The following is a 23,829-nucleotide window of genomic DNA, read 5'->3' on the forward strand; positions in this document are numbered from 1 at the left end:
AAAAATTAAAAATTTAGTAATTCTGATTTAATAAAATATGGATTATATTGATTCCTTTTCAGCACATTATCATCAGCCCTTGTGTATGGCATCAGATAATATTTTGATTCATTTCCTGCATTATAACTTATTCCAGTTCCAAATCCGGTAGATACTCTTGGCCAATATCCGTGCCGTTTATATCGATAGGGTGGAAGTGCAACAGAGATTTTGAATCCACCGTTGGACTTTGCCTTATCCGACTTTTCTGCATAAAAGCCAACTGCCGCATATCTGAAATATCTTATCATTTCAAATTTCACTCCTACATCTTTTAATAAGTACTGTTCTGCCCGGAGTTTGAACTCCGTATTAAACTTAGTCCAATAGAAATTGCCTCCAACAGACCAATACCATCTTGTCTCTCCGTTGTAGCGGAAGGAACTGAAATCATTGAAGTATCCTATCCCTACTAATCCGGCTTTACCTTCCAACGAAAAACGCTCGTCTTTCAACGGATGGAATGCACTCACCTCCGCTCCGTAGCAATTGGTGTCGAACACACCCACTACTGCTTTCAACCATATATTATGTGGCAACCGCACGCTCTGATCCAAAGTCAGATATCCCCATCTGATATTTTCTTGGGCGCCTCTATATCCGTCGTTGTATGCCGGAAATATAACCTGAGCTGTGAATTTGGCACCTTTCCATAACGAAATCTCAACTGCCGGACTTATTTCCAAACATGCCTGATAGATTTGCGTTATGATCAGATTCTTGAAATAGAGCTGCGGATATACCAAAATGTCTACCTTAAACAAAGAGCTATTTTCTTTTTTTACTTTCCGTATCCGTTTCCACGTTCCTCCCAGGTCGTAACTGACATCCCAATCCTTGCGGCTGGCTTCGGGAACAGTATCACCGATTATCGGTTTGTAATAAAGAGAAACTTGAGGTACATTGTTGTCAAGAACAATTATCCGACATGGCTTTTTGTCCGGTAAACCCATCTCCTGAATGACATCCACAGCCTTACCAATACCGACACCATTCAGGCGGTATGCCGAGTTTTCCAACACATATACCCGTTCTTTATCGTCCTCTGTCCACCCTACATTCTCAAATCCCATCTCCACTAAAGCATTTACTACATCTTCCCCTGTTTGGCAAATTCCTTTTAACGGAAGCAAACAGAATAAAAAGAGCGCTGCACATCGTGCTATAGCTTTAATAGTTAGACACTTTATCATGTTAGAGTTTATATACCTCATCTTTTTCTCCTAATTTTCGCATCCCAATGACACAAAATATGGTGCAAAAATAGACACATTTTTAATAATACCAAAGAATTTTACATGAAAAAATGAAATAATGTAGCTTTTCATAAAAATCATCTTTCTCAATGCTACTATTCCGACATAAATGAAATTGTGATGTGAAGGGATGTGTATGGGGGCTCTCTTTCAAATTGATATATTGATGCATAGTGAGGATAAATAGGATAAGAGTTTTTTGTTTTTCCTCTGTCGGGTGTCATGTGATATTCGGAATCAGGTCTATTGCTTTCTTTTTACTTTCGTCCACCAATTTTGCATAGATTTGCGTGGTTTGTATATCTGTGTGTCCCAATAGTTTAGACACAGTATACAGATCGGCTCCCAAACTCAGCAACATGGTTGCATGGGTGTGGCGGGCAACGTGGAAAGTGATATGTTTGTTGATCCCTGCCTGTTCTGCCCACTTGGAAAGTATTTCATTACTCCTTCCCAAGCTGATGAGACCTCTAAATACTTTGTCATTCTCGGCACTGTCAGCCTGTTTGGGCAGTTGTTTAACCGCTTCTTTGCTCAATGGCAGCGTAATTGCTTCTTTGGTTTTTTTTTGAACAATGTGTAGTTTGAAGTTTCCATATTTGTCTTTCTTTATGTCTTTCCAAGTGAGCGCGATGACGTCGGAGTGCCGCAAGCCACAAAAACAGCTGAATAGAAAGGCTTTTTTCAGCAAGGCATTATAGAAAGGTGTCCGAGCAAGTTGTTTTACTTCGTCAATAGTCAGAAATTCTCTTTCCGTCCGGTTTCGGTGTGGCTTTTCCTCATTCTTTATTTTATCCATAGGGTTGATAGGGATGAGTTCCTCATGTACTGCATAGTTCAGGCTGTAATGCAATGTCTTGTAGTAGCAGACTTGCGTGTTGCAATGCAACAATTTTTTCTTTTTGCTATGTACCTGTTGTGCATTTTTCAGATATTCCAGAAATCCGATGATGTATTCTTTGTCTACTTTGCAAAGTGGGATGTCGGAGGCGGTGTAGCGTTTGAGGTGTCCGATTACGGCGCGCAAAGTGGTTTGACGAACTTCTTTTTCTGTGTTTCTGTCGGCAAGGTTTTGCAGGTAGTCAGTTAGTTTGATGTTGGATATTTTACTTTTCTTGAATCCATGTATCTGATATTGCAGTTCCAGGATGCGTCGGGCTTTAATGGAGTTAGCAAGCTTAAGGGTTTCGCTATTGCGTTCTCTGTCTGCTTTGCTACATTCGGGTATGATGTACAATTTTAGAAATTCATACTTCCGCTCGCCGTCCATGTATATATCGAGATATATCGACTTGTTGCCATTGGACAGATGCTTTACCCTTATTTTAACAGGTTCTTTGATTTTCAATTCTTTTTTCATGCTGGTTTCTTTTAAGTTTGTTTGATATGGTTATAAAAGTGAATAATTCAAATGAACAGGTAACGATATGGTAACAAATATAGTCTCAAGAATGGTGCTTGGTTGATGTTTGTCTTGATTTACCGAGATCCTTAATCCGTTAAATATTAGAGGATGATCAGAGGGAAAATCTTTCTGCAAAGATATGGAAACAGTGACAAACGGGCAACAAAGACGTCTGTTGCAGGTGGGATGCATAGTCTTGCCTGGCTCTCTTGTGGAAGGGGATAAGAATCAATTAAGATGATTATAGGAAATCATTCTAATTGATTATATGAATCATCTTAGTTGATTTATATTTTCCCTCACAAGAGATACATTCTCTGTGGGTTTACCGGACAAAAAGCCATGTCGGATAATTGTTCTTGACAACAATGTGCCTCAGCTCTCTCTTTACTATAAGCCGATTATAGGTGATACTGTTCCCGAAGCGAACCGCAGGGATTGGGATGTCAGTTATGATTTGGGTGGCGCATGGAAGCAGGCGCGGAGAGTAAAAAGAGAGAATAGCTCTTTGTTTAAGGTGGATGTGGTGGTATATCCGGAACTCAAATTGAAAAATCTGGTTATTACACAAGTGTATCAAGTGCTTTTCAATTTGAATCCTGCGATTGAGATTTCGTTATGGAATGGAATGAAGGTGACAGGGCAGGTTATTATACCTATATATAATGAGTATGGAGTTTCATACGAACAGGTTCGGCAAGGATATGTCACGTTGTCTCAGTCTGTGAGGTTGCCCTACAATCTTTTTCTGACGGCGACAATTGGGTCGTTCAATAATTATCGTTGGGGAGGAACTTTGGATGTGAAGCATGTTTTTAAGGATGAGAGGTTTTCTGTACAAGGACGGGTTGGTTATACCGGACGCTCCCGCTTTGAAAATTGGCGTTGGAAGGTAAGTCCTCTGAAACGTGTGACGTGGTATTTGGGAGGGGATTTCTATTGGCCTGAATATAATACTGCGTTTTCTTTGAAAGTTGAACAATATCTGTTGGGTGAAAAAGGGATTCGTTTTGATATGGTACGTAATTTCAGGTATGCATCCATCGGGTTTTATGGCATGAAGGTACAGAATGCCGGTAATAAAGGGTATAACGGTGGCTTCCGGTTTCAGATCGCTTTGCCGCCTTATAAATATAAAAGAAGAGGGTACATACCGAGGGTGTTGCCTTCGGAATATTTTGGAATGTCATACAATGCGGGAAATGAACAGTATTATGGGCGTTCGTTCAATCCTCGTGTAGATGACAATATGGCGACTGAAAATAGTTTTAACCCATATTATATTAAATCAGAATTATTAAATTTTTAATTTTTATTGAGATGAAAATGAAATGTAAATTTTTCGGTGCTACCGCTAAGTTAGCGATGGCAATTTTAGCAGTAGGAGCTATGTTTACAAGCTGCTATGATTCAGAAAACGGTGATGTGACCAAACCGTATAAGGCTCCGGATGCCGTTTACACATTTGTTGTTACGGTAACTAATGGTATTACGGGTAATCCTGTAATTGATGCGGATGTGACTGTAGGTACAGCTTCCTGTGACAATGTGGGCAATGGTGTTTATCAGAAGGTTGTTACTAACGACCAAACTGGAACTAAGATGGCGTCTACTGTTACGGTTAGCGTTGCTGGAAAGGCAAATGAATATGATGCAGCATCAACTACAGTTGAAGTTGCTGATATTACGAACGGTCAGGCTATTACATGTTATGCTAACATCGTTGTAAATCCGACTGTATTTATACCGGAAGGAATGAAGGTTGAAGTTTCTACGAATACAACTTCTGATACGGATTCTTATACAGGTGATAAAGTGTGTGGTGAACAAGAAAATATAACGATTGACTCAAGTCTGGATATCATCAACAGAACGGAGGAGCCGATGCTTATCAGCCGTGATATTACATACCCCACAGGTATCATGTATCTTAAACCGGTAGCAGCTACACGTGCTATTGACGTTCTTGCTGGAATTCATGACTATATCACAAAGGCTGAAGGTGTAGATAATATTGCAGATAAATTCACAAAAAAAGAAACAAAAAAATATTCTTTCTTGTTGCCTGCTGCTTCTGCTTTACAGAAAATTTCAATCCAGTATATCTATGATGATAAGACTTATGCGGTTGCATACGACGGACAGTCTTATACAGCTACGACAAGACGTCTTGCCAGCGTAATCTTCAGCAATACACCTGTACTGTTGAATATGTATCACGGACACGGACATGGTCACGGTCATGGTGGTGACTTGAACGCTGGTGGTGGTATCTTTGAATAATTATATTATATATAAGGTATAGCACAACAAAAAGCGGAAAGAAAGCGATGATGAGGTATATCTATGTGAAAATAGCCCTTGCGGTTTTATTGCTGTGTTGCCCTCTCTTGCTTTCGGCTCAATTGACGTATGGTACCACCGGTCTGTTGCATGCCCCCTCAGCAGAGATGCAGCGGGACAAGACGGTGATGATTGGTGGTAACTTTTTGAATAAGGAGATAACTCCTCCTACTTGGTACTATCATACGTACAATTATTTTCTGAACGTAACCATATTCCCTTGGTTGGAGGTGGCGTACACATGTACGCTCTTCAAGGCGGAAGCTTTAGGCTTGAGACCATACGGTTACACAGGATTTACGAATCAGGACAGGTATTTCTCTGTCCGGCTGCGCGCTTTGAAAGAAGGACAATTCTGGAAGTATATGCCGGCTGTGGTGTTGGGGACTTCGGATCCCTATACCGAGTCGGGAGACGGACAGATATCATCTACTGAGGGTAACGGTTATTTTTGCCGCTTCTATATTGCAGCGACAAAACATATCCCGATAGGGAAGGAGACGATAGGTGTGCACCTTTCCTATCTCTACAACAACCGTAAGGAGTATCGTCTGAACGGTCCGGCAGTAGGCGTCACCTATAATCCCTCTTTCCATCCGCAACTACGGATGATAGCAGAGTATGATTCGAAAGATTTTGCGTTGGGTGCCACATATTTGCTTTTCAACCATTTGCATGCGCAGGTAGAATTGCAAAAAATGAAATACTTTACCGGCGGACTTACTTACAAGATCTATCTGAAGTAAGAAGAGTGGTCGGAGCAAATAACTAAAAAAGAGTTGAAATACAATAAAACCAAAAACAATGAAAAGTAAATTAGTAATATTATCTTTGATGTTGGCTGGTGCCAGTGTGGCAACGGCTCAGACAAAAGAGAAATTCGTCAGCGAAAAAGCCGGAGACAATATCTTCGTGAGCGTGACTGGTGGAATTTCTATGGTAAATTCAGGCAAGAGCGAAGGTAAGTTTGGAGATGTTGCTCCTCATATTACTGTGTCTCTCGGTAAATGGTTTACTCCGGTTTGGGGTATCCGTGCCCAAGGTGGTTTGTGGAAGGCTAACTTCAATACCAACTGGTCAAAGGGAACATATGCTGCTGATGGTAGCATGGTAGGTTCTGAAGTGAACTACAACAAGAATGTAGGTCAGATTCGTTTGGACGGTATCTATAACCTCTCTAACGCAATCTGCGGATACAATCCCGACCGTTTGTTCACGCTGTCTGTATTTGCAGGTCCCGGCTTAACCATCGCTAAAGGTTCAGGTTCTTTCGAGATTGAAGAGAATGCTGCCGGAACAGCTTGGCAAAAAGTTCGTCCTGCCGGTGCTGATAACAAGGTAGGTGCATACATCAACGGTTCTGCCGGTCTGTTGGGTAAGTTTAATGTGAATAACTATCTCGATATTGATATCGAAGCTCGTGGTGAGCTGGCTTCATCTTATCTCGGCTACTTGGCTTCTTCAAGAACAGTAGGCGGTGTTTACGTGGGTGCCGGTCTTACTTATACTTTCGGTGGCAAGAAGTTTGTTTCTTGTGGCTCAAAAGTAGACCAAGATGCTATCAACAGAGAAGTAAACAAGTATAGAAACGAGCTTGCACAGGCTCAGGCTGACTTGGCTAACGCTAAGAACGCTTTGGTTAACGCTAAGCCTGTGACAAAGGAAGTTGTTAAGGAAGTTGAAGTTGCCGGTCCTCGCGCCATCTTCTTCAAGATCGGTAGCGCACGCATCGACGATTACGGTATGGTCAACATCCAGTTGGCTGCCAAGATCCTCAAGGCTAACCCCGACAAGAAATATAAAATTGCCGGTTATGCTGACAAAGCTACGGGTAGCGCTTCTTGGAACCAGAAACTGTCTGAAAAACGTGCTCAGGCTGTTTACGACGCATTGATCAAGGAAGGCGTTGACAAAGACCAGATCGAACTCGTGGGCTTCGGTGGTACTGCAAACATGTTCGGCAAGAACTATCTGAACCGTGTAGTAATTCTGGAATGATATAGGGTTCGTAGAGTGTAAGCTCTACGTGAAGAAAAAGGGTGCTTAACTTCGGTTAGGCATCCTTTTTTGTTATTATGACTTCGGATAGAGGTAAATATCAAATATAAATCGTAATTTTGTGCCCTATTATGAGCAGAATATTAGCGATAGATTACGGACAGAAGCGTACAGGGATAGCCGTCAGCGACACATTGCAGATGATTGCGAACGGACTGACTACTGTGCCTACGCACGAACTGCTGGCTTTTATCGTCGATTATGTCGGCAAAGAACCGGTAGAACGGATTCTGATAGGGCTTCCTAAGCAGATGAATAACGAGGCTTCGGAGAATATGAGGCGGATAGAGCCTTTTGTACGTATGTTGAAAAAGAAGTTGCCGGACATGCCCGTGGAGTACGTCGACGAGCGTTTCACCTCCGTGCTGGCCCATCGTACCATGCTGGAAGCCGGACTGAAGAAGAAAGCCAGGCAGAACAAGGCGCTTGTAGACGAAATCAGCGCGACTATCATCCTGCAAAGTTATTTGGAGAGCAAGCGTTTTGCGTTCTGAAACGTGGGCAGTTGGAGTTAATAGCTGAGATGTTGACGGCTGATAGCTGGTAGCTGGCAGATGACAGCTGATAACTGATAGTTGACAGCTGACAACTGAAATTTGATAAAGAAATGTATATTGACTAAATAAAGATAAAGAATGATTTTACCTATTTATGTATACGGCCAGCCCGTATTGAGGAAAGTTGCGGAAGACATAACTCCCGACTATCCGGGTTTGAAAGAGTTGATAGTGAACATGTTCGAAACAATGGATCATGCAGAAGGCGTGGGGCTGGCAGCTCCGCAGATCGGCCTACCTATCCGTGTGGTAGTGATCACCTTGGATGTCCTGTCGGAGGAATATCCCGAATACAAGGGCTATCGGAAAGCATTCATCAACCCCCATATTTTGGAAGTGTCGGGCGAAGAAGTCTCTATGGAAGAAGGTTGTCTGAGCCTTCCGGGCGTTCATGAATCAGTGAAACGAGGAAACAAGATCCGCGTGAAGTATCTGGACGAGAATATGCAGGAGCATGACGAAATCGTAGAAGGCTATCTGGCACGCGTGATGCAGCATGAGTTCGACCACCTGGAAGGAAAGATGTTCATCGACCATCTCTCTCCTCTGCGCAGGCAGATGATCAAAGGAAAGCTGAATGCGATGCTGAAAGGGAAGGCGCACTGTACTTATAAGGTGAAGACTGTAAGATAAAAAATATAAAAAGTCTTTCGTTAATCCTGCGAAGTGAACGAAAAGCACTATTTTTGTTTCGTTTACAAGCGTTTATAAGACAAGATGATAAAAAGAATACTGACGGCTTTCCTTTTGCTCCCCGCATTGGCGTGTGCGCAAATCAATACGGAGCGCGTGATGACCATCGCGCGCAACGCATTGTATTTTGAAGATTATGTGCTTTCCATACAATATTTCAATCAAGTAATCAACGCAAAGCCTTATCTGTACGAACCCTATTTTTTTCGCGGTTTGGCAAAGATCAACCTGGACGATTTCCAGGGTGCGGAGGCGGATTGTGATGCGGCTATCCAACGTAATCCCTTCGTGGTGGGCGCCTACCAGATTCGTGGTCTGGCACGTATCCGGCAGAACAATTACGATGGAGCTATCGAAGACTACAGGATGGCCTTGAAGTACGACCCCGAAAATATCGTGCTTTGGCATAACCTCTCCCTCTGCAATATGCAGAAAGAAGACTATGAAGCGGCAAAGGATAACTTGGGAAAACTGCTGACTATCTCTCCCCGATATACACGCGCCTATCTGATGCGTGGCGAAGTCTCGTTGAAGCAGAAAGACACCCTGCAGGCACTGAACGACTTTGAAAAGGCTATCGAGATGGACCGTTACGATCCCGACGGGTGGGGGGCACGTGCCATCGTACGCCTCCAACAGGGCAAGTACGCCGATGCGGAAGAAGACCTGAACCATGCTATCCACCTGAGTGCGAAGAATGCGGGAAATTACATCAACCGTGCATTGGCACGTTTCCATCAGAAAAATCTCAGAGGTGCCATGAGCGATTATGACCTGGCACTGGACATTGACCCGAACAACTTCCTCGGACACTACAACCGCGGTCTGCTGCGTGCGCAGGTGGGAGATGACAACCGGGCGATAGAGGACTTCGACTTTGTGCTGCAGATAGAGCCGGACAACATGATGGCGACCTTCAACCGCGGTCTGCTGCGTGCGCAGACAGGCGACCATCGCGGAGCCATCGCCGACTATTCGCGGGTGATTGATGAATATCCCAACTTCACGGCAGGATACTACCACCGCGCCGAAGCACGCAAGAAGATGGGCGACCGCAAGGGAGCGGAGCAGGATGAATTTAAGATCATGCAAATGCAGATTGATAAACGGAATGCTGCCGCCGGTAATAGCAACAAAGCAAACCCCGACCAGAAAGACGTAGCCGACAACACGGAAGAAGGCGACGGCAGCGGCACGCGAAAGAAGTCCGACAAGAACATGGAGAACTACCGGAAGATTGTGATTGCCGACGACTCCGAAACCACACAGAAATATAAGAGCGACTATCGCGGACGGGTGCAAGACCGCAACGTAAACATCAAGATAGAGCCGATGTATGCGCTGACCTATTACGAGAAGCCAAGCGAAGTGAAACGCATCGTCCATTTCCATAAATATATCGAAGAACTGAACCATGCGAAGATTGCGCCGAAGCCGCTGAAGATTACCAATATGGAAGTGCCACTGACGGAAGAGCAAGTGAAATTCCACTTCGCCCTGATCGATTCGCACACTTCTGATATCGTGGCAGACGACAAAGACGCCAAGAAGCGTTTCCTGCGCGGACTTGATTTCTATCTGGTGCAGGACTTTGCCAGCTCCATCGACGACTTCACGCAGTCCATCTTGCTGGACGACGATTTCTTCCCCGCATATTTCATGCGGGCATTGGTTCGTTGCAAGCAGCTGGAGTATAAGAAAGCGGAAGCCGGACTGACAGAAGGCATGCTGGGCAACTCTGCCGACAACAGCAAGAAGCAGACGGAAGTAACCGTGTTGGACTACGACATGGTGAAGAAAGATCTGGACCACGTGATCCGGCTGGCTCCCGACTTTGTCTATGCCTACTACAACCGTGCCAATGTGCTCTCGATGCTGAAAGACTATCGCGGTGCGTTGGAAGACTACAATAAAGCGATCGAGCTGAACAAGGATTTTGCCGAAGCCTACTTCAATCGCGGACTGACCCATATCTTCTTGGGCAACAACCGTCTGGGCATTACAGACCTGAGCAAGGCGGGCGAGTTGGGCATTGTGTCAGCCTACAACATTATCAAACGGTTTACCGATACGCGTGAATAACATTTTTTTTCTAAAAAATAGAATATCAAAAAGAAATCGTTATTTTTGCGTCCTGAAATTATAGAAATATATAACACATTATGATAAAGATAACATTTCCAGACGGCTCCGTACGCGAGTTCAGCGAAGGAGTAACGGGACTGCAAATTGCAGAAAGCATCAGTACGCGCCTGGCACAAGAAGTGCTGGCTTGCGGCGTGAATGGCGAGACTTATGATTTAGGACGTCCTATCGAAGAGGATGCAGAGTTTGTGCTCTACAAGTGGGAAGACGAACAAGGAAAGCATGCCTTCTGGCACACCAGCGCCCACTTGCTGGCCGAAGCTTTGCAAGAGCTCTATCCGGGCATCCAGTTCGGTATCGGTCCTGCCATCGAAAACGGATTCTACTATGATGTAGATCCGGGCGAAACAACAATCAAAGAGTCTGACCTGCCTGCTATCGAAGCGAAAATGGCGGAACTGGCAGCCAAGAAAGAGGCCGTAGTAAGAGAAAACATTTCGAAAGCGGATGCGCTGAAGAAGTTCGGCGACCGTGGAGAAACCTATAAGTGCGAATTGATTTCCGAACTGGAAGACGGACATATCACCACCTATACGCAAGGTGCATTCACCGACCTGTGCCGTGGTCCGCACTTGACTACCACTGCACCTATCAAGGCCATCAAACTGATGTCTGTGGCTGGTGCTTACTGGCGCGGACAGGAAGACCGCAAGATGATGACGCGTATCTACGGTATAACTTTCCCGAAGAAGAAAATGCTGGACGAATACCTCGTTCTGCTGGAAGAAGCCAAGAAACGCGACCATCGTAAGATCGGAAAAGAAATGGACCTGTTCATGTTCTCCGATACGGTAGGCAAGGGTCTGCCCATGTGGTTGCCGAAAGGAACCGCGGTGCGTCTGCGCCTGCAGGAATTCCTGCGCCGCATCCAGGCACGCTACGATTATCAGGAAGTCATCACTCCGCCTATCGGCAACAAACTGCTTTACATCACTTCCGGACACTATGCCAAGTATGGCAAGGACTCCTTCCAACCCATCCATACGCCGGAAGAGGGTGAAGAGTACTTCCTGAAACCGATGAACTGCCCGCACCACTGTATGATATACAAGAACTCACCGCGTTCCTACAAAGACCTGCCCTTGCGTTTGGCAGAGTTCGGAACCGTCTGCCGTTACGAGCAGAGCGGAGAACTGCACGGACTGACACGTGTACGTAGCTTCACGCAGGACGACGCGCACATCTTCTGCCGTCCCGACCAGGTGAAAGACGAATTCCTGCGCGTGATGGACATCATCTCCATCGTGTTCGGTTCTATGGAATTTGTCAACGTCGAAGCTCAGATCTCCTTGCGCGACAAGGTGAACCGCGAGAAATACATCGGTAGCGATGAAAACTGGGAAAGAGCCGAACAGGCCATCATCGAAGCCTGCCAGGAGAAAGGACTGGCTGCCAAGATAGAGTATGGAGAAGCCGCTTTCTACGGTCCGAAACTGGACTTCATGGTGAAAGACGCCATCGGACGCCGTTGGCAGCTGGGTACGATTCAGGTAGATTACAACCTGCCCGAACGCTTCGACCTGGAATATACGGGAGCCGACAACCAGAAGCATCGTCCTGTGATGGTGCACCGTGCGCCCTTCGGTTCGATGGAACGCTTTGTTGCCGTACTGATCGAGCATACAGCCGGTAAGTTCCCGCTCTGGCTGACGCCCGAACAAGCAGTCATCCTGCCTATCAGCGAGAAATTCAACGACTACGCCCAAGAGGTGAAGAAATACCTGAAACAGTATGATGTCCGTGCGATTGTGGACGACCGCAACGAGAAGATCGGACGTAAGATACGCGACAATGAGTTGAAACGTATTCCTTATATGCTTATCGTGGGCGAAAAAGAAGCCGAAAATCAAGAAGTATCCGTGCGTAAACAGGGTGCAGGCGACCAAGGTACCATGAAATTTGAAGATTTTGCAAAAAAACTGAACGAAGAAGTTCAGAATATGATAAATAAATGGTAACTTTGCGCCCGCTTGTGAAAGCATGCCTGCCGGAGATGTTCCGGAAAAGAGCTTTTACGGGCATAAATAAAATAGAAATAAAATTTGGGAGTAGTAAATAAGAAACAAACTGGAAAAGGTTATTTAATGAAGAATGACAGTTTAAAAGGGCAATACCGGATTAACGAACAAATCCGTGCCAAAGAAGTCCGCATAGTGGGTGATGAAGTTGGAGCGTCTAACGTATATCCGATAGCTCAGGCATTAAGGCTTGCAGAAGAACATGAAGCGGATCTCGTGGAGATTTCTCCTAATGCGCAACCCCCTGTTTGTCGTATCATCGACTACTCTAAATTTCTTTATCAGCTGAAGAAGCGTCAGAAAGAGCAGAAGGCGAAACAGGTGAAAGTGAATGTGAAGGAGATCCGTTTCGGACCCCAGACCGATGATCACGATTACAATTTCAAGCTGAAGCATGCCATCGGCTTCCTCGAAGACGGCGATAAAGTGAAAGCATATGTTTTCTTCAAAGGACGTTCCATTCTGTTCAAGGAGCAAGGTGAAGTGCTGCTGTTGCGTTTTGCCAACGACTTGGAAGAATATGCGAAAGTAGACCAAATGCCTATTCTGGAAGGAAAGAGAATGACCATACAGCTTTCGCCGAAGAAGAAAGATGCCCCGAAGAAGAATGCCGCTCCAAAGGCTCCGGCAGCTGAGACAACGGAAAAGAAAGAGAAATGAGTAACGCCATAGGTATAGTGCGTTGCCATATATTTAATAATTAAAATAAAACTAACTAAAGATGCCAAAGATGAAGACTAACTCCGGTTCTAAAAAGAGATTCACTCTTACCGGAACAGGTAAAATCAAAAGAAAGCACGCTTTTCATAGTCACATCCTGACTAAGAAAACTAAGAAGCAAAAAAGAAATCTGTGCTACTCAACACTTGTTGACACAACAAATGTAAGCCAGGTTAAGGAACTCTTAGCAATGAAGTAAAAAAAGAGCGTACAAAGTATTTTAAAGTTATTAACCGAATGCATTAGCTTTAAGTCCGTTGCGTGAAGTAATGGCGCTAACATTCAAAATTTAGTAAAACTATGCCAAGATCAGTAAATCACGTTGCTTCAAGAGCAAAAAGAAAGAAAATTTTGAAATTGACCAGAGGTTACTTTGGTGCAAGAAAAAATGTATGGACCGTTGCCAAGAATACTTGGGAGAAAGGTCTGACTTATGCGTTCCGCGACCGTAAGAACAAGAAAAGAAACTTCCGCGCTTTGTGGATTCAGCGTATCAATGCGGCAGCCCGTTTGGAAGGAATGTCTTATTCTAAGCTGATGGGTGCTTTGCATAATGCAGGTATCGAAATCAACCGTAAGGTTTTGGCCGATTTGGCTATGAACCATCCGGAAGCTTTCAAGGCTATCGTTGCTAAGGCTAAAGCTGCATAAGTAAGGAAAAGAAAAAATAGATAAGGTGCTGATTGCGAATAGTAATCGGCACCTTGTGCATATAGAGGGGGAGATAGGAGGCATAAAAAATGCCGGAGAATGTGAACATTTTTATGCTTTTCCTTGTTTCTTTCACAGAAACTCACTACATTTGTTGTAGAAAATATAGCCGCATTGATTAGATCGGGAAACTCATCAAATTTTAATGAAATACCGAGACAAGCTTCGCTCCTCAATGGCGGGCCACGCCCTTCGGGGTAACCTTTGAGTCGGTGGATTACAAAGAGGAGGAGCACTCAAATCATGTCATTCGGAGTTTCATCACATCATCGATGCGGCTTCTTTATAAAGGGAACGGTAATCATTCAGACTACCGTTCCCTTTCTTTATATGCTTGGTATAAGTATTAGCTAAGGGGAGCAGCAGTGGATATTCAGGATCAGCGGATATTTCGGGATCAGTAGATATTTCAGGTGGGTAATATTGCCAGTTTGAGAGGTGTACGAGACGGCTGATTCCGTCTTGTGGGACGAAGGATTTCGTCTCATGAGACAAAAAAATCCGTCTCATGAGATGAAAAATTTCGTCTTGCGGGACGAAAAAATCCGTCCCATGAGATGAGAGGGATACATTCTATAAGTGGGTGTTGTTTTCCTAAAGATCAGTGTTGTTTTTCTAAGGCAGTGTTTTTTTCTTAAGGATCAGTGTTATTTTTCTAAGAGTAAGTCTATTTCCCTAAAGGTCAGTACTATTTTTCTAAAGGTCACCTTTACAGTTCTAAAGGTGACCTTTAGAGTTTGTATCAAAGAGTAGGATATCAAGAGGAGAGAGGAGAAACGCTTATCGGTTCTGGCGCAAGTCTTTCACCCTGACGGCTTTTCCTTCGCTTTTGGGGAGGGAGCCTTTCTTGACGAGCTTCACTTTGGGAGTGACGAGTATTTCGTCTTTCAGTTGGCGCGTGATCTCTTTGCGTATCTTCTCCAGCTCAATGTAATTGTCGGTGGAAAGGTCGCTCAGCTCTACTTCCACAATCATTTCGTCCTGATTGTTGGTGGTCTCCAGTGTGATGAGATAGTTGCTGCCCAGCTGCGGGAACTGCACCAGAATCTTTTCCACCTGCATCGGGAAGATGTTGACACCCTTGATGATGAACATGTCGTCGCTACGCCCTTTGATGCGGTCGATGCGTAGGTGCGTACGTCCGCAGGGGCATTCTCCGGGGAGGATGCGGGTCAGGTCTCTGGTGCGGTAACGCAACAGGGGCATCATTTCACGGTCGAGAGTGGTCAGCACCAGCTCGCCGATTTCTCCGTCGGGGACAGGGTCGCCTGTTTCAGGGTTGATGATTTCGACGAGGTAACAATCTTCCCAGAAGTGCATGCCGTTCTGTTCCTGACACTCGAAGGCGACACCGGGACCGTTCATCTCCGTCATGCCGAAGCTGTTGTATGCCTTGACGTTCAGCATGCGCTCAATCTTCCTGCGTTGTTCGTCGGTGTGGGGTTCCGCACCGATGACAAGGGTCTTCAGACTGGTGCTTGTGGGGTCTATGCCCTCTTCGTGGAAGACTTCTGCCAGACGGATGGCATAGCTGGGGATGGCATGCAGGGCGGTGGTCTTGAAGTCGGTGATGAATTTGATCTGCCGTTTGCTGTTGCCGGCGGCGGCAGGCACGGTAAGTGCCCCCAAGCGTTCGGCGCCGTACTGGAAGCCCAGTCCGCCGGTGAACATGCCATATCCGGAACTGTTTTGGAAGACGTCTGTCCGGCGTATGCCCACCATGTAGAGGCAACGCGCTATCAGGTTTGCCCATGAATCAAGGTCGTGTTGCGAGTGGACGATGACGGTCGGCGTGCCGGTAGTTCCGCTTGAGGAGTGGATGCGTACGCCGTCTTCGTGCATGTTGCCCGACACCATGCCGAATGGATAGCAGGCGCGCATATCGGCTTTGGTGGTGAATGGGATCTTGCGTATGTCGTCCAGGGTGCGGATGCTGTCGGCGGTGATGCCGTGCTCTTGGAATACTTTTTGGTAATATGGCGAATGGGCGGCGATGCCGATCGTCTTCTTGAGCCGTTGAAGTTGCAATTCCTGCAACTTCTCGCGGCTCATGGTCTCTATCTCTTCTTCCCAGTATTTGCTATTCATGGTTCCGGTTGTTTTGTTTGAGGGGGCTTACATTAATTTTTCGGCAATTTCCTTGCCTGCGGCAAGGGCTCTGAGGTTCATCTCTACGACGGCTTCGCCTTTTCGTTCGAAGATTTCGCGGATGCTGGTCTGTATCTTCTCGTAGTCGATGCCCAGGAAGGGGACGGTGGCTCCGAGCAGGACAATGTTTGCCACGCGGGCGGAGCCGGCTTCTTTGGCAACCTTGTCCACGTCGAGTACGATCTTATGGGGCAGCTTCTCCAGCTCTGCCTTGATGTCGGCTTCTGCCGGATAGTTGGGGATGTTGACAAACGGGTTTTCGTTGGTCACTAACCATCCTTCGCTGCTCAGGTAGGGGAGGTAGCGCAGCCCTTCCATCGGTTCGAGGGAGATGATCAGGTCGCACCTGCCCGAAGGAATCAGGTCGGAGGCGATGGGGCGGTCGCTGATGCGGAGGTTCGACTGTACGTCGCCGCCCCGTTGGCTCATGCCGTGCACTTCCGCTTGTTTCATGTACAACCCGTCTTTCAGGGCGGCTTTACCGATCACTGTGGCGATGGAGAGGATGCCTTGTCCGCCTACGCCGGAAAGTATGATGTCTTTTTTCATGGTTTTCGTTCGCTTGTTTCGTTTGCTTGTTTCGCTTACTTGTTTCGTTCGCTTGTTTCACTTACTTGTTTCACTCGCTTGTTTCGTTTACCTGCTGCATTTACTTGTTTCGCTTTTTACGTGCTAAAGTCTGGATGCATTCCCGGCGCGGGATGATGACGGACACGCCGTGGTAGTCGATCTCTTCGCGGATGACTTGCTTCATCTCTTCGTAGTTCTTCTTGAGGGGAACCACTACGCGTATGTGTTCGGGCGCTACGCCAATACCGGCGCAGATGGCTTCGAGGCGTCCTGTTCCGGCTGAATCCTGTCCGCCTGTCATGGCGGTGGTTTCATTGTCGGAGATGACGATGGTGACGTTGGCATTCTCGTTGACACAGTCCAAGAGGCCCGTCATGCCGGAGTGGGTGAAGGTGGAGTCGCCGATGACGGCCACGGCAGGATGCAGTCCGCCGTCGGATGCGCCTTTGGCCATCGTGATGGATGCGCCCATGTCCACGCAAGAGTGGATGGCGTTGAACGGGGCATTGGCTCCTAAGGTGTAGCAGCCGATGTCGCTGAACACTTTGTGGTCGGGATATTCTTCTTTCAGTACTTGTGTCAGCACGGTGTACATGTCGCGGTGTCCGCATCCTTCGCACAAGGCGGGCGGACGCATTTCGACGATTGCAGGTACGCCGAATTCCGATGGGTTCTCCTTGCCTACACAGCGTGCCACCTTGTCCGGATTCAGTTCGCCGTCCGGTGTCAATGTTCCGTCCAGGCGTCCTTTCACTTTGATGCCGATGCCGAGATAACCTTTCAGCTGCTTCTCTACGAAAGGTTGTCCGTCTTCCAGCACCAGTATTTCTTCGCACTCCTCAGCCAGCCGCAGGAGTTGCTTCTTGGGCAACGGATATTGTCCTATTTTCAGTACGGGATATTCGCATCCTTCGGGATAGTTCTCCATCAGGTAGTTGTAGCCGATGCCGCAGGCGATGATACCCATTTTCTTGTTCGGTCCGTCGATGTACTTGTTGTATGGAGAGTTCTCGGACGCTTCGATGAATTCTGCCTGACGTTCCAGCAGGACTTTGTAACGCTTGCGCGCATTGCCCGGCAGCAGGATGAACTGGCGCGGATCGTCGCTGAACGATATCCCGTTCTGAGGCTGCTGCGCTTTCCGTTCTACTCCGGAGCGTGAGTGTGCCAAGCGGGTGACCATGCGCAACAATACCGGTTCGCCTATCTTTTCGGAGAAAGCGAAGCCGTTGTATGCCATGTCGTATGCCTCCTGCTGGTTGCTCGGTTCGTACATCGGAATCAGGGCGAAGTCGCCATAGAAGCGGCTGTCCTGTTCGTTTTGCGAAGAGTGCATGCTGGGATCGTCGGCGGCTACTACGATCAGTCCGCCTTTTACGCCTGTGACGGCCGAGTTGATGAAACAGTCGGCTGCCACGTTCATGCCTACGTGCTTCATGCACACCAGTGCCCGTTTGCCAACGAACGACATGCCCAGTGCGGCTTCCATAGCCGTCTTTTCGTTGGTTGCCCAGCGGCTGTGGATCTTCTCTTTCTCCGGGGCGGGTGCCGTTTGGATGTATTCGGTGATTTCCGTAGAGGGGGTGCCAGGATAGGCGTAGACGCCGGAGAGTCCGGCATCTAATGCAGCTTGTGCAATGGCTTCGTCGCCAAGTAAGAGTTGCTTGCTCATATCAGGTTGTTTTTAATGTTAGCATGTGGATGTGCCAAAACTGATATGGACCACAAGTTACCCGGATGTATCATGCCATTCTCTGAATGCATTCTCTGAATGGATTGCTGATGTTTTTATCATAAAATCTGTGCCAATTTGCGTAATCTGCGTAATCTGTGGTGAGTTCTGGCACACCGCTGTGTTTCTCACTCGCAAATATAGCCCTTTGCTTTTATTTTATCATCATCTTATCGGAAAATCTTTCTTTCGTTTAACGCATTCCAATATTTTCTTGCATTTCTCATGTGGTCGGCATAATTGGACGCGAAGTTATGCGTGCCCGAGAAATCCTCTTTGGCACACATGTAGAGGTAGTCGTGCTTCACGTGGTTCAATACGGCATCGATGCCGGTGGGAGAGGGGATGCGTATGGGGCCGGGGGGCAATCCGGCATGCAGGTAGGTGTTGTAGGGTGAATCTACGTTCAGATGTACATTGGTGATGCGCCTCAAGCCGAAGTCCTGAAGGGCAAACTTGATGGTGGGGTCTGCCTGTAGCGGCATTCCTTTGTGCAGGCGGTTGATGTACAGGCCTGCTACCATTGGTTTTTCGGCAGTGTTGTTCGTCTCCTCTTCCACGATGGAGGCGAGGGTAGAGACCTCTTCCGGTGTCATGCCGAGGGTGGTGGCTTTGGCGAGGCGTTCTTGGTTCCAGAATTTCTCATGCTCTTTCTGCATGCGGGCGAAGAACTCGTCTACACTCATGTTCCAATAGACCTGATAGGTGTCGGGGATGAACAGACTGGGCAAGGTCTCTTTCGTGTATCCCATCTTCTGCCGGAGGGCACTGTCGTTCATGGCAAGGGCTATTTCGGCAGAGTCTATCATGAGTTGTTTGCCCACGCTGCGTGCCAGCCTGTCGAGGGTGCGTACGTTGCCGATGGTCAGGTTGACAGGCTCCTGATACCCCCTGTACAGACGGCTGAAGACGTGGTATGCGTTTTCTCCCCGACGGATGGCGTAGCGTCCGGTGTGGATGTCTGCCGACGTATAGTTCTTCCAGCGTGCCATCCAAAGGAATCCGGTGAAACTCTTGGGATGTCCCTTTTCTTTCACCTTATTATATATAGAGTCCGTCGTATCGTCTCTGTCGATGTAGATGTATGCTGTTTTCTGCGGGTGAAACTGCGGATAGAATATGTAGTAATAGAATATTCCGGCACAAACGGCTCCTATGAGGAACAGGCTTGCCGCGCTTCCTATCAGGATTCTTTTCGTCTTCTTTTTCATCTGTCTTGCGATTTTCTTTTCTTTCTTTTTGCAATTTCCGGCTTGAGCCCCATTTTCTTTTTTGCAAATTTCTTTTTGCGATAATCTCTATCAGTTGCGCAAAGGTAAGAAGAATATGTGGAATAAAAAAGAGATGCATAAGCATCTCTTCCTGATGAGCCGCTAGCCAGACTTGAACTGGCGACCTACGCGTTACGAATGCGTTGCTCTACCAACTGAGCTATAGCGGCAGTAACTTTTCGTTTACGGGGTGCAAATTTACAGCTTTCTTTGAAATTACGAAAAGAAAAGAGACTTTTTTTCAAGAAATATTTCTGAACCGGGATTTTTGTATTGAAAACAGTACATTTCTTGTGAAAAAAAATGTTTTATCAATATAAAAAATACATCTTTGCATATCCTTTTGCTAATCTAAAATCTGACAATAATTATGAATCTGAAGAAATATTATAGAGTCTCCCTGTCTCGTATAGCTCCTCAATGGACTGTCGTTGCTATTGATCTCTTTTTAGTGATGATTTCCATGTTATTGGCATACACTCTCCAGTTGGAAGTTTCGTCCGTGGTCTATAAGATGTCATCGTATGTATGGATGATTTTTTTTCTCTTTGCTGTGCAATGGGATTTTCTTTTCCATTTTTCGCACCTCTGTTGTAGTTATTCGTTTTTATTCGTTTGTGGATATTTCCAGGGTGTTTGTCTCGCTTACGCTGGGGTATGGAATGCTGGGTATTGGAAATTTCGCCTGGCAGGTGGGGGGAGGCGGCACGGCGTTGCCCAATGGGATTGTGTTCGTTGCATACCTCCTGAACGTGTCATTTATGGTGGCTTTGCGTATTTTGGGGAAGTTGTTGCACGAACTTATGTCTTTTGATGACAGGAGATGCGTGAGTTGAATCCGGGGCAGCTGATATTGGTTGATCAGGCGGAATCACCCCTGTACGATGTCCAATTGGAGCTGTCCGATCATTGGGAGGGAGTCGATGTACGGGTGCTGGTGGCAGACATTGCCAACCGTAGCCGCATGGAGTTTATTTTCGGACAATACATGCCGCAGCTCGTGTTTCATGCTGCCGCTTATAAAGATATTTCCATGCTTGATGAATATCCGTATGAAGCGGTTCGGACGAATGTGGCAGGAACAAAAAATGTAGTAGACTTATCGGTAAAATACAGGGCAGCCAAATGTATGATGATTTCTACGGATTGTGCATCGGTTCCGCTTCATGTAATGGGATACAGTAAGCGTTTGGCGGAGATGTACGTGCAAGGAATGTCGTGTGTGGCGACGTCGGAAAATAGTTGTACTAAATTGATGGTCGCCCGTTTCGGCAATGTTTATCCTCACGATCCCCGTAGCCTGATGACTATGCCGGAAGCCTGCCAACTGCTGTTGACGATAGGAAATTGGGGCGAAAACGGTGGAATATATATATTTGAAGAGGCACAGGCAGAAGACCTGCTGCCGACAAACAACGAGAAAATCAGCCAACTCAGTGTGCGTTTCACGGATGGTGGCGATGTCTGTCGGCTGATTGATGTTTTAACGGAAAATAGTTGCGTGCAGAATTTGGAAAACATCATCGATGAAATGAAAAAGATAATCTCAAAAACCGCTGTTTCCAAGATAATGGTCTGAAAGCTGGGAATCTGCTTTTAATTGTTTTTCTGAAATTTCGGCACGAAATAAATTGGGCGTTTCTGAAATAATGTGTTACCTTTGTGCCCGATTTATATTTAATGTAGGATTTTTAAAGATTAATCCAATATCTTATGCGTAGATTATTAGCACTATTCTTTTCAATTTTCATCATGACAGGGGGAATGATGGCCCAGCAGATGTCTGATGAGCAAGTCGTTCAATATGTGAAAGAGGCACAGAGAAGTGGTAAATCTCAGAAGCAGATGACTACAGAACTGTTGCGTAGAGGAGTAACCAAAGAACAAGTTGCCCGTATCCAAAAGAAATATGCAGAGCAAAGCACCGCTGCAGAAGGAGTAGAAAACAAACCTTCGCAACTTCGTGAGCGTACATCTTTGATGAAAGATGGACAAGCCGTCAGAGGTACTTCTTATGAGGAAGCACAATTGGAGGAACAGAAAGAAATCATTGACTTGAAGCGTGATGCAAAAGCTGTTCCAGAAGCTCCGGTAAGTAATATTTTCGGTCATAGCCTGTTTACCAGCCGTAATCTTTCTTTTGAACCGAGTGCCAATCTTGCCACTCCGGTCAACTACCGTTTAGGTCCGGGCGATGAAGTCATCATTGACATCTGGGGCGCTTCAGAAAATACGATCCGCCAGACCATTTCGCCGGAAGGAACCATTTTGGTGCGTGGCTTGGGACCTGTCCATCTGAATGGGATGACAGTGAAAGAGGCAAACTCGTTCCTGCAAAGGGAATTTTCTAAAATCTATTCGGGTATTTCGGGCAACGAACCGAACTCTCAAATCAAGCTGACACTGGGTGATATCCGAACCATACAGATCAACATCATGGGTGAAGTTTCCGTGCCGGGAACCTACACGCTGTCAGCGTTTTCTACTGTTTTTCATGCCTTGTATCGTGCCGGTGGAGTGAACCGTATCGGTAGTTTGCGTAGCATAAAGGTAGTGCGTGCCGGTAAGACATTTGCCGATCTGGACGTTTACGATTTTCTGATGAAGGGCCAGATGAAAGATGACATCCGTCTTCAGGAAGGCGACGTCATCTTGGTAGAGCCTTATCAGGAACTGGTTGAGATTATAGGTAAGGTGAAGAGACCGATGTTCTATGAGATGAAGCCTACGGAAACTGTGGCTACTATATTAAAGTATGCGGGAGGTTTCACGGGTGATGCCTATAAGAAAGCAGTTCGCCTTGTACGTAAGAGCGGCCGCGAACATCAGGTTTACAATGTAGACGAGATGGACTATTCCGTTTTCCGTTTGGACGATGGCGATATGATCACGATCGACGCCGTGCTCGACCGTTTTGAAAACCGCGTGGAAGTGCGTGGAGCCGTTTACCGTGCCGGATTGTATCAGCTGGATGGTACGGTGAACACCGTGAAGCAACTGATCAAGAAAGCGGAAGGCTTGCGTGGCGATGCTTTCCTGAACAGAGCCATGATCGACCGCGAACATGAAGACCTGTCTCACGAGATCATTGCGATCGACTTGGGCGGATTGTTGAGAGGTACGGTTGCCGATATTCCTTTGCAGAAGAATGATATCCTTTACATACCGAGCATCAACGACTTGAAAGAAGAAGAGACCATATCCATTTATGGCGAGATTGCCAATCCCGGTACCTTCCTTTTCTCCAAGAACATGACTATCGAAGATTTGCTTATTCAAGCAGGTGGTCTTTTGGAAGAAGCTGCAACAACAAGAGTTGAGGTAACCCGTCGTATTAAAGATCCGAAGAGCACTTCGGTCAGCAGTATATTAGGTAAGACATTCACCTTCGACATAAAAGACGGTCTGTTGGTGAGTGACACGGAGAATTTCTATCTGGAGCCGTTTGATGCTGTATATATCCGCAAGAGCCCCGCTTACCGTAAGCAGCAGAATGTGACTGTTGCAGGTGAGGTGCTTTTCTCCGGCAGCTACTCATTGTTGCAGAAAAACGAACGTTTGTCCGATTTGATAAGCAAAGCAGGTGGTGTAACTCCTGATGCATACGTGAAAGGGGCGCGTCTGATCCGTCGTTTGTCGGAAGAAGAAAAACTCCGCCAGAGCGATGTGCTCCGTATGGCACAGAACAAAGAGGGAAAAGATTCCATTTCAGTGGCCAAACTGAATATGTCGGACAACTACGTGGTAGGTATCGATTTGGAGAAAGCCTTGTCCAACCCCCATTCCGATTATGACCTTGTCTTGCGTGAGGGTGACGTGCTGTACATCCCCGAATATGTTAATACAGTGAAGATCAGTGGAGCGGTGATGTATCCCAATACAGTGGTATATCAACGGGACAAGAAACTGAAACACTACATAAACCAGGCGGGCGGATTTGGCCATTTGGCAAAGAAGAAGAGAGTCTATGTGGTATATATGAACGGTACGGTGGCGCGTCTGAAGGCAAGAAGTGCCAAAGCCATAGAACCGGGATGTGAGATTATCGTTCCGAGTAGGTCCGAAAAGAAACGCATGGCACTGGCAGAGATTTTGGGTATCAGCAGTACGACCGCTACCATTGCAGCGATGGTGGCAACTTTGTCTAACTCTTTTAAGTAAAA

At 46.4% G+C, this 23,829-nt stretch carries 20 protein-coding genes and 1 tRNA gene; 13 read left to right on the forward strand and 8 right to left on the reverse strand.

The features are described 5' to 3' along the window. Nucleotides 1-5: 5 nt before the first annotated feature. Entirely contained in the window at nucleotides 6-1,253 is a 1,248-nt protein-coding gene (locus QZ323_RS06605) for a hypothetical protein (RefSeq protein WP_294633827.1), read from the reverse strand. A 262-nt stretch (nucleotides 1,254-1,515) separates the two neighbouring features. Continuing rightward, entirely contained in the window at nucleotides 1,516-2,655 is a 1,140-nt protein-coding gene (locus QZ323_RS06610) for a site-specific integrase (protein ID WP_294633828.1), read from the reverse strand. A 364-nt stretch (nucleotides 2,656-3,019) separates the two neighbouring features. On the opposite strand from QZ323_RS06610, the gene QZ323_RS06615 reads away from it, so the two are divergent. The 11 genes from QZ323_RS06615 to rplT all read left to right on the forward strand — a co-directional run bounded on the left by QZ323_RS06615 (nucleotide 3,020) and on the right by rplT (nucleotide 13,885). Then, nucleotides 3,020-4,009, forward strand: coding sequence for a hypothetical protein (locus QZ323_RS06615; protein WP_298130604.1), 990 nt, complete (start codon nucleotides 3,020-3,022; stop codon nucleotides 4,007-4,009). Between the two features lie 11 nt (nucleotides 4,010-4,020). After that, the gene (locus QZ323_RS06620) at nucleotides 4,021-4,983 is read left to right on the forward strand and encodes a hypothetical protein (protein WP_294633829.1); all 963 of its coding nucleotides are present in this window, start codon (nucleotides 4,021-4,023) and stop codon (nucleotides 4,981-4,983) included. 50 nt (nucleotides 4,984-5,033) lie between these two features. Further along, entirely contained in the window at nucleotides 5,034-5,789 is a 756-nt protein-coding gene (locus QZ323_RS06625; protein WP_294633871.1) for a YjbH domain-containing protein, read from the forward strand. Between the two features lie 58 nt (nucleotides 5,790-5,847). Next, complete coding sequence (locus QZ323_RS06630) at nucleotides 5,848-7,041, forward strand: OmpA family protein (protein ID WP_294633830.1); 1,194 nt, start codon at nucleotides 5,848-5,850, stop codon at nucleotides 7,039-7,041. A 131-nt stretch (nucleotides 7,042-7,172) separates the two neighbouring features. Next, nucleotides 7,173-7,595, forward strand: a complete 423-nt coding sequence (gene ruvX / locus QZ323_RS06635) for a Holliday junction resolvase RuvX (protein ID WP_294633831.1) — start codon at nucleotides 7,173-7,175, stop codon at nucleotides 7,593-7,595. Nucleotides 7,596-7,736: 141 nt separating this feature from the next. Beyond that, nucleotides 7,737-8,291 carry a peptide deformylase gene (def, locus tag QZ323_RS06640; protein WP_294633832.1) on the forward strand — a complete coding sequence of 185 codons (555 nt, stop codon included), beginning with the start codon at nucleotides 7,737-7,739 and terminating at the stop codon, nucleotides 8,289-8,291. Nucleotides 8,292-8,375: 84 nt separating this feature from the next. Continuing rightward, nucleotides 8,376-10,433 (forward strand): tetratricopeptide repeat protein, encoded by a 2,058-nt coding sequence (locus QZ323_RS06645; protein ID WP_294633833.1) that lies wholly within the window; start codon nucleotides 8,376-8,378, stop codon nucleotides 10,431-10,433. An 80-nt stretch (nucleotides 10,434-10,513) separates the two neighbouring features. Then, complete coding sequence (thrS, locus tag QZ323_RS06650) at nucleotides 10,514-12,454, forward strand: threonine--tRNA ligase (protein ID WP_294633834.1); 1,941 nt, start codon at nucleotides 10,514-10,516, stop codon at nucleotides 12,452-12,454. A 126-nt stretch (nucleotides 12,455-12,580) separates the two neighbouring features. Beyond that, the gene (gene infC / locus QZ323_RS06655) at nucleotides 12,581-13,174 is read left to right on the forward strand and encodes a translation initiation factor IF-3 (RefSeq protein ID WP_294633835.1); all 594 of its coding nucleotides are present in this window, start codon (nucleotides 12,581-12,583) and stop codon (nucleotides 13,172-13,174) included. 61 nt (nucleotides 13,175-13,235) lie between these two features. Next, complete coding sequence (gene rpmI, locus QZ323_RS06660; RefSeq protein ID WP_294633836.1) at nucleotides 13,236-13,433, forward strand: 50S ribosomal protein L35; 198 nt, start codon at nucleotides 13,236-13,238, stop codon at nucleotides 13,431-13,433. Nucleotides 13,434-13,534: 101 nt separating this feature from the next. Beyond that, nucleotides 13,535-13,885, forward strand: a complete 351-nt coding sequence (gene rplT, locus QZ323_RS06665; protein ID WP_294633837.1) for a 50S ribosomal protein L20 — start codon at nucleotides 13,535-13,537, stop codon at nucleotides 13,883-13,885. 321 nt (nucleotides 13,886-14,206) lie between these two features. On the opposite strand, the gene QZ323_RS06670 is transcribed toward rplT, so the two are convergent. The 6 genes from QZ323_RS06670 to QZ323_RS06695 all read right to left on the reverse strand — a co-directional run bounded on the left by QZ323_RS06670 (nucleotide 14,207) and on the right by QZ323_RS06695 (nucleotide 19,836). Further along, a complete protein-coding gene (locus tag QZ323_RS06670) occupies nucleotides 14,207-14,455 on the reverse strand; it encodes a hypothetical protein (RefSeq protein WP_294633838.1) in 249 nt (82 codons plus the stop codon). 270 nt (nucleotides 14,456-14,725) lie between these two features. Continuing rightward, nucleotides 14,726-16,033, reverse strand: a complete 1,308-nt coding sequence (locus QZ323_RS06675; RefSeq protein WP_294633839.1) for a phenylacetate--CoA ligase — start codon at nucleotides 16,031-16,033, stop codon at nucleotides 14,726-14,728. A gap of 27 nt (nucleotides 16,034-16,060) precedes the next feature. Continuing rightward, on the reverse strand, nucleotides 16,061-16,642 hold the full coding sequence (locus QZ323_RS06680; RefSeq protein WP_294633840.1) for an indolepyruvate oxidoreductase subunit beta: 582 nt from the start codon (nucleotides 16,640-16,642) through the stop codon (nucleotides 16,061-16,063). A gap of 100 nt (nucleotides 16,643-16,742) precedes the next feature. Further along, nucleotides 16,743-18,335, reverse strand: coding sequence for a thiamine pyrophosphate-dependent enzyme (locus QZ323_RS06685; protein WP_294633841.1), 1,593 nt, complete (start codon nucleotides 18,333-18,335; stop codon nucleotides 16,743-16,745). A gap of 230 nt (nucleotides 18,336-18,565) precedes the next feature. Continuing rightward, nucleotides 18,566-19,606, reverse strand: a complete 1,041-nt coding sequence (mltG, locus tag QZ323_RS06690) for an endolytic transglycosylase MltG (protein ID WP_294633842.1) — start codon at nucleotides 19,604-19,606, stop codon at nucleotides 18,566-18,568. A 157-nt stretch (nucleotides 19,607-19,763) separates the two neighbouring features. Beyond that, nucleotides 19,764-19,836 (reverse strand) — tRNA-Thr (locus QZ323_RS06695). 653 nt (nucleotides 19,837-20,489) lie between these two features. Here QZ323_RS06695 and QZ323_RS06700 point away from each other — a divergent pair. Both QZ323_RS06700 and QZ323_RS06705 read left to right on the forward strand, forming a co-directional pair. After that, nucleotides 20,490-21,245 carry a polysaccharide biosynthesis protein gene (locus QZ323_RS06700; RefSeq protein WP_294633843.1) on the forward strand — a complete coding sequence of 252 codons (756 nt, stop codon included), beginning with the start codon at nucleotides 20,490-20,492 and terminating at the stop codon, nucleotides 21,243-21,245. Between the two features lie 134 nt (nucleotides 21,246-21,379). Further along, nucleotides 21,380-23,827, forward strand: coding sequence for an SLBB domain-containing protein (locus QZ323_RS06705; RefSeq protein ID WP_294633844.1), 2,448 nt, complete (start codon nucleotides 21,380-21,382; stop codon nucleotides 23,825-23,827). Nucleotides 23,828-23,829: the final 2 nt, after the last annotated feature.

The sequence above is a fragment of the uncultured Bacteroides sp. genome (assembly GCF_910585845.1).
GTDB lineage: Bacteria > Bacteroidota > Bacteroidia > Bacteroidales > Bacteroidaceae > Bacteroides.

Bases quoted from the DNA above. Each gene is read 5' to 3' on its own strand.
- QZ323_RS06680 (WP_294633840.1), bottom strand. From the start codon at position 16,642: ATGAAAAAAGACATCATACTTTCCGGCGTAGGCGGACAAGGCATCCTC.
- QZ323_RS06620 (WP_294633829.1), top strand. From the start codon at position 4,021: ATGAAAATGAAATGTAAATTTTTCGGTGCTACCGCTAAGTTAGCGATG.
- infC (WP_294633835.1), top strand. From the start codon at position 12,581: ATGAAGAATGACAGTTTAAAAGGGCAATACCGGATTAACGAACAAATC.
- QZ323_RS06700 (WP_294633843.1), top strand. From the start codon at position 20,490: ATGCGTGAGTTGAATCCGGGGCAGCTGATATTGGTTGATCAGGCGGAA.
- QZ323_RS06675 (WP_294633839.1), bottom strand. From the start codon at position 16,033: ATGAATAGCAAATACTGGGAAGAAGAGATAGAGACCATGAGCCGCGAG.
- rpmI (WP_294633836.1), top strand. From the start codon at position 13,236: ATGCCAAAGATGAAGACTAACTCCGGTTCTAAAAAGAGATTCACTCTT.
- thrS (WP_294633834.1), top strand. From the start codon at position 10,514: ATGATAAAGATAACATTTCCAGACGGCTCCGTACGCGAGTTCAGCGAA.
- QZ323_RS06670 (WP_294633838.1), bottom strand. From the start codon at position 14,455: ATGAGACGGATTTTTTTGTCTCATGAGACGAAATCCTTCGTCCCACAA.
- QZ323_RS06610 (WP_294633828.1), bottom strand. From the start codon at position 2,655: ATGAAAAAAGAATTGAAAATCAAAGAACCTGTTAAAATAAGGGTAAAG.
- QZ323_RS06605 (WP_294633827.1), bottom strand. From the start codon at position 1,253: ATGAGGTATATAAACTCTAACATGATAAAGTGTCTAACTATTAAAGCT.
- rplT (WP_294633837.1), top strand. From the start codon at position 13,535: ATGCCAAGATCAGTAAATCACGTTGCTTCAAGAGCAAAAAGAAAGAAA.
- QZ323_RS06645 (WP_294633833.1), top strand. From the start codon at position 8,376: ATGATAAAAAGAATACTGACGGCTTTCCTTTTGCTCCCCGCATTGGCG.
- mltG (WP_294633842.1), bottom strand. From the start codon at position 19,606: ATGAAAAAGAAGACGAAAAGAATCCTGATAGGAAGCGCGGCAAGCCTG.
- ruvX (WP_294633831.1), top strand. From the start codon at position 7,173: ATGAGCAGAATATTAGCGATAGATTACGGACAGAAGCGTACAGGGATA.
- QZ323_RS06685 (WP_294633841.1), bottom strand. From the start codon at position 18,335: ATGAGCAAGCAACTCTTACTTGGCGACGAAGCCATTGCACAAGCTGCA.
- QZ323_RS06705 (WP_294633844.1), top strand. From the start codon at position 21,380: ATGCGTAGATTATTAGCACTATTCTTTTCAATTTTCATCATGACAGGG.
- QZ323_RS06630 (WP_294633830.1), top strand. From the start codon at position 5,848: ATGAAAAGTAAATTAGTAATATTATCTTTGATGTTGGCTGGTGCCAGT.
- def (WP_294633832.1), top strand. From the start codon at position 7,737: ATGATTTTACCTATTTATGTATACGGCCAGCCCGTATTGAGGAAAGTT.
- QZ323_RS06625 (WP_294633871.1), top strand. From the start codon at position 5,034: ATGAGGTATATCTATGTGAAAATAGCCCTTGCGGTTTTATTGCTGTGT.